Source organism: Gordonia desulfuricans NBRC 100010, from assembly GCF_001485495.1.
Taxonomy (GTDB): domain Bacteria; phylum Actinomycetota; class Actinomycetes; order Mycobacteriales; family Mycobacteriaceae; genus Gordonia; species Gordonia desulfuricans.
Genome location: NZ_BCNF01000138.1, coordinates 1 through 5,657, shown reverse-complemented (window position 1 = coordinate 5,657; position 5,657 = coordinate 1). Strand labels below are relative to the sequence as shown.

Here is a 5,657-nt window from a genome sequence, read left to right as displayed (position 1 = left end):
GTCGGCTCAACCATCAATGACCCGTTGGTGGTTGAGTTAGGAGTGGGTGGGGTGTTCTTGGGTGATTGAGCCGGGACCGAGCTTCGCGAGGACCCGTGTCGAAATCTGCGTAACCGACGTCGGGTGGTGACCACATCGTTCCTCGTCAGCTCGATCAGCAACGAGCTGTCGATGATTGACCAGGACAGCCTCGCGTGGCGAGGCCGACCGGCCGTCGGAATCCGGTGGGACACACATGTCCGCAACCAGAACCGACGTCTCCGTCACGCGCCGTGTCAGTACCGGATCGGCGCGGGGCTCCACAGTCCGCTGCGGGTTTCGGTACCGGTCGTGATCTCCGCCGGGACGGTCGTATCGCCGTAGGGGACAAGCCGTTCCAGTGAACCCCAGTCGCGGCCCAGGTCGCCCTGGAGATATGTGGCCAGCGCCGTCGGGTCCAGCAACACCTGCTCCCAGCCGAGCGGGCCGCCGCCGAACGAACCCTGCCAGGCGGCGACGGCGGCTTTCAGATCGGCGCCGGGTTCGATTCGCCATTCCGGGATCTCGGCGACGCCGTCGTGGTGGGTGAACGGACGCTGGCAGGGGAACACCAGCCCCGACGTCCAGTCGACGTGCACCGGATCGTCGCTTCCGACAACCTCTTGCAGCGTCCGCATCTCGGGCGCACGCGGCGGGGTGACGACGATGTAGCGGTCGGTTGCGAGGTTCTCGTCGGTGGCGGCGATCCGCACCGCGGTGAGTCCCTCCGGCAGATCCGTTGTCGGGATACGCACATTGCGCCACGACGGCCGGGGGCCGGGATCGATCATCGCGACGTCGCCGGTGGCTTTCAGATCGGCATCGCGGGTCGACGACGTGATCGGGTCATCGGTGTACTCCAGCAACAGGTCTCGCGGATTGTCGAACTGGCCTGCCACCGAGAAGCTCAGCACCGGCCGGGATCGATAGTCCGAGGGCAGTGCATACCAGCCCGACGTCAGTCGGGCAGGCACCTGATCGTTCTTGGAGTAGCTGCCCAGCACCGGTGTGGTCGCCGGATCGAGTCCGAAGGGCAGTGCGGCGTGGCTGCCGTTGACCCCGGCGGTGGCGTTGGTGCCGCCGCCGGTGCCACCGGAGTTCGCGATGAGGACGTCCGGGTCGGCGAAGGCGTCACCGGCGAGCACGCCGAGCGATCCGGCCGGTGCCTTGGTGTCGATGTCGTCGGGGATGCCGTCGGGGGTGAAACCGCTGGTGGCCGACCGCGACGATTCCGGTTGGGTGGCCGGTCCGGCGAGCGGGTCGGTGAGGGTGCCGTCGACCGGCTTCAGCTCGAAGCTGCTGGGGTTCTCCTCGACCCACACCTTGTCGGCCATGCCGCACTGTTTACCGGCGAGGGCCTCGAGGTTGGAGCGTGGCACCGAGTACGAATTGCTCTGGTGGATACCGGCGAAGGCGGCGGTGACGAGCTCGAAAAGCACCACCACGGCGGCGATCCAGGCGAGTGGGGCACCGGCCATCGAATGCCAGAGGCGCCGATACCACCGGTGATGTTCCTGTTTCCACTGTTCGTCGGGTTCGGCGACCGGATCGGTTCCGGAGAACGGTTCCCGGAAGTGGAACCACAGCGCGAGCAGCAACAGCAGCAGCGCGATCACCAGCAGCACCGTCCCCACGCGGAAGACGATGGTGACCTGTCCGACGCCCCATGGCATCCCCCACGCCGAGGAGTAGTAGTACGAGTTGGGCGCGGTGAAGGCGAGCCCGGTGATGAAGAAGACGAGTGCCGCGTACAGGGTCCGGTTGCGGCGTGAGTGCATCGCGCTCTGGCTCGCCGCGATCGCCGCGATGGCGGCCAGGGCTGCGGCGAGTCCGGCGAACACGCCGAAATGGTGGGTCCACTTGGTGGGGGTGAACATCAGGAACACCAACGACGCAAAGGTGATCCCGACGATACGTCGGGACGGCCCGAGTGCCGTCCCGGGGATCCGGGACTTGCGGATCAGCACCGCCGCCGACACCACCAGGCCGAGGATCATCGCGAGCACGGCGAAGCGGCGGGCGATGGAACCGTCGGCGGAGAACGCGAACAGCGAAGAGTAGCGGTCGATCTCGTTGTACCAGTGCAGCGACGGGCCGAGCGCCGACTTCATGCTCGACGCCTCCATGAAGGAGCGCAGCGTGAGGTTGGAGAACACGGCGAAGATCACCAGGGTGCCGGCGGCGAGGATCGGGGAGATCAACGCCAGATAGGACGTCCACCCCGAACCGATCACCCGTGCCCGTTTGAGCAGCGCGAGGATCATCGGTCGGGCACCGGCGATCAGTGCGGCGACGGCGAGCAGACCGGTGGGTCCGGCCGCCAGACTGAACGCACCGAAGATGCAGGCGATGGCGGCCGGGAGCAGTCGCCCGGTGGCGATCGACCGTTCCACCGAGCACCAGGTCAGCAGTGCGCCGAGGCAGATGATCGGTTCCGGGCGCAGACCGTTGTTGAACGGGAACCACGACGCCAGGAAGACGAAGGCCGCCGTCCAGCCGACGGCCGGACGGATCAGTGCGGCCCGGCCGAGGCGGGGCAGCACCTCGTGGCTGATGATCAGCCACGACGCGATCCCGCACAGCAGGGCGGGCAGTCGCATCCAGGGGCTGGCCACCGAGATGTGGCTGAGCATGCCGAAGACCTGGTAGTACCACCCGAACGGTGCCTCGGGTGCGCCGTACCAGCGGAAGTAGTTGGCCGTGTACTCGCTGTTCTGGGCGACCCGCGACATCGTCATCAGGTAGCCGTCGTCGGAGGTGTTGGGGCCGATGAAATGCCAGATCAGCAGGCCGCCGATGACGACATAGTCGCGGGCGTTGAGCCGCCACCACCGTGCCGGGAAGATCCGACGATGACCGCGGCCGTCGGTGGAGTCGAGTACCGCCAGCGAGGCGAGGGAGATCAGGGTGCACACGATCCCGACCGCCAGGACCAGCCACTTCAGCACGGTGGGGGTGGAGGTGTAGCGGGAGTCGATGGTGACGTGGGCGCGCAGGCCCGGCAGGTCGGCGGCGGCCCCGGACAGGTCGGTGAACAGGCCGGTGACCTGCGGTCGCTGATCGGAGCTGAACTGGTTGGTGTCGACTCCGGTGAGTGCCTCACCGGAGTCGTTGTGCATGCCGACGAACTCGGCGGTCACCTCGGAGGAGTCGGCGTGGACGACGATCTCGCGGCAGTCCTGTGACCGCATCTGGGCGACTGTCGCCGACACCAGCGGCAGATTGCGGTTGACCACCTCGACGGTCTGGCGGTCGGGGGCGTCACCGGCCTGACCGGTACGGCGGATGAACAGACCGCGTTCGGAACTCTTCTCCGCCTGCTTGGGCAGCGTCGAGAGCAACACGGACTCGCCGTCACGCAGGTCACCGACCGCCGAGCACGGGATGGCGATGTCCAGGTCGATCGGGACGTAGGCGGTCAGCGGCGCCGAGACGGAGTTGATCTGCCCGTTCTGCGGCCAACTGATCTCTGCAGTGGTCTGGTTGACCGGCATCAGAGGGGTGGCGAGGGCGAGGATCAGACCCGCCAGTCCGGTGATGATCGCGAGGAGCTTTGCTCTCCCCACCCTCGACGTTGCTGGCACAAAGAGTGATCGTAGTGGGTGAGTCTGTGCGGGCCGCGCCGTGGCAGCTGGCGGCCTCCCACCGGGCGTGACCTCAGCGGTGTCGGGCCCGGCCCGGGCCTCGGATGGACTTGTAGGCTGACCCCATGTCGACCGACCCCACCGAGTCAACCCCGCTGCCGATCCTTCTGCTCAACGGCCCCAACCTCAACACCCTGGGCTTGCGGCAGCCGGAGATCTACGGGTCCGACACCCTCGCCGACGTCGTCGACCTCGCCGAGCGCACCGCGTCCGAGCTGGGCTATGGGCTGCGTGCCGCGCAGACCAACCACGAGGGCGAGATGATCGACTGGATCCATGAGGCCCGCGGCCAGGTGTCGGGGATCGTGATCAACCCGGCCGGCTGGACCCACACGTCGGTGGCGCTGGCCGACGCGCTGGTGATCCCGGAGGTGCCGATCATGGAGGTGCACATCTCCAACGTGCACAAGCGGGAGGCGTTCCGGCATCACTCGTACGTGTCGCCGATCGCCGCCGGGATCATCGTCGGTTATGGCGTCCGCGGGTACGAGTTCGCCATCCGACGTCTCGTGGAACTGATCTCGGACTGACACGAGCGCGGCACCGGCGACCGAGGGTCTCGTCCCACTCGACAGTCGTGCGGGGAGTTGCCGGTTGAGTGGTGGGCCGCAACGACCCCCAACAACCCCAGGGGTGAACCCGAATCCCCAGGGTGAACAGCTTTCACAACTTATCCACAAACACTGTTCTACTGGAGAATTCGCAGATTCCTCGTACATGTGTTCGCTACAATGGAACACATGCAGGGGGAGCTGGAGACCATTCTCGACGCACTCATCGATTGTCGTTTCGACGACGATCCGACCGGGCCGGACGTGTTCACGGACATGCGGACACTGGTCACCATCAGGAACGTCGTCGACGCGCTGACCGCGGCCGGGGCTGGTCATCTCGACCGGCTCGGTGTGGCGCAACGGCACGGGCACAAACCGATCGCCTTGCTGATCGAGATGGGGTACACGCCGTCAGTGGCTGCGCGGATGCAGCGGATCGGCACCTCGGCGGTGGTGGAACGGACGTCGAAACATGCTGCCGACGGGGCGATCTCGGGTGAACACGTCGATGCGATCGTGCGCGGGCTCAACCAGATCGGGTTACGTGCCGGCGAGGCTCCGACCGCCGAGGCCTGGGCCGAGTTCGAAGGCGACTTGTTGGCGCAGGTGGTGTCCGGTGCGAAACCGGCTGAGGTGATGGCCCGGGCACACCAGTTGGGGGACCATCATGCTGACGATGCCGAGGGTGGACGCCCGGCAAAGGAAGACCGCAATCTGAATGCTCTCGATATCGGGCGGACCGATGATGGGCGGGTCGCTGTCTCGGGGAGTCTTGATGTTCTTGTCGGGGAGAAGCTCGCGACCGCGATCGAGAAACTGTCGGCTCCGGTTCCGCAACCGGACGGTTCGAAAGATCCCCGCGACGCACCCCGACGCCGCGCTGACGCCTTGGAGATGGTGTTGGATATGGCCGCTGGTGCGGGGGAACGGTCGGTCACCGCGCTACCTGCGGCGTTGATCAACCTGTCGGTCCCCGCGGATACACCCGGCAAGTCGGAATTGGCGTTTGGTGGATCGATCACCCACAGCACCCTGCTGGAAACCAGCTGCGACGGCGTGGTGGTGATGACCATCGTCGACGGTGAGCGGGTGCCGTTGGATATGGGTCGGTCGAAACGGTTGTTCACCGCCGGTCAGCGGCGTGCGTTGTTCGAGCGGGATCGGTGTTGTATCAAGTGTGGTGCCCCGGCATCGCGCACTCAGGCTCATCACATCGAGCATTGGTCGGATGGCGGTGCGACCGATCTTGCCAATGGGTGTCTACTGTGTGCGTCGTGTCATGCCGATGTGCATCACAACGGGTGGGATGTCTATATGGGCCCGGATGCGCATCCGTGGTTGATCCCGCCGGAGGTGGTCGATCGACGTCGTCGTCCGATTCCTGCGTACAACCGGCGGTTTGCCGACGAGTTGCCGAATGCTGCCTGACTGTTGATTGAGC

The 5,657-nt window shown here is 66.1% G+C and carries 3 protein-coding genes; 2 read left to right on the top strand and 1 reads right to left on the bottom strand.

What is annotated here, in order from left to right; genetic code table 11:
* Positions 1-275: 275 nt before the first annotated feature.
* Positions 276-3,602, bottom strand: coding sequence for an arabinosyltransferase domain-containing protein (locus tag GD1_RS20295; RefSeq protein WP_059039329.1), 3,327 nt, complete (start codon positions 3,600-3,602; stop codon positions 276-278).
* A 125-nt stretch (positions 3,603-3,727) separates the two neighbouring features.
* On the opposite strand from GD1_RS20295, the gene aroQ reads away from it, so the two are divergent.
* Positions 3,728-4,192: a type II 3-dehydroquinate dehydratase gene (gene aroQ / locus GD1_RS20290; protein WP_059039328.1), complete on the top strand. Its 465-nt coding sequence runs from the start codon at positions 3,728-3,730 to the stop codon at positions 4,190-4,192.
* Between the two features lie 210 nt (positions 4,193-4,402).
* Positions 4,403-5,644, top strand: coding sequence for an HNH endonuclease (locus GD1_RS20285; protein WP_238403714.1), 1,242 nt, complete (start codon positions 4,403-4,405; stop codon positions 5,642-5,644).
* Positions 5,645-5,657 lie beyond the last annotated feature (13 nt).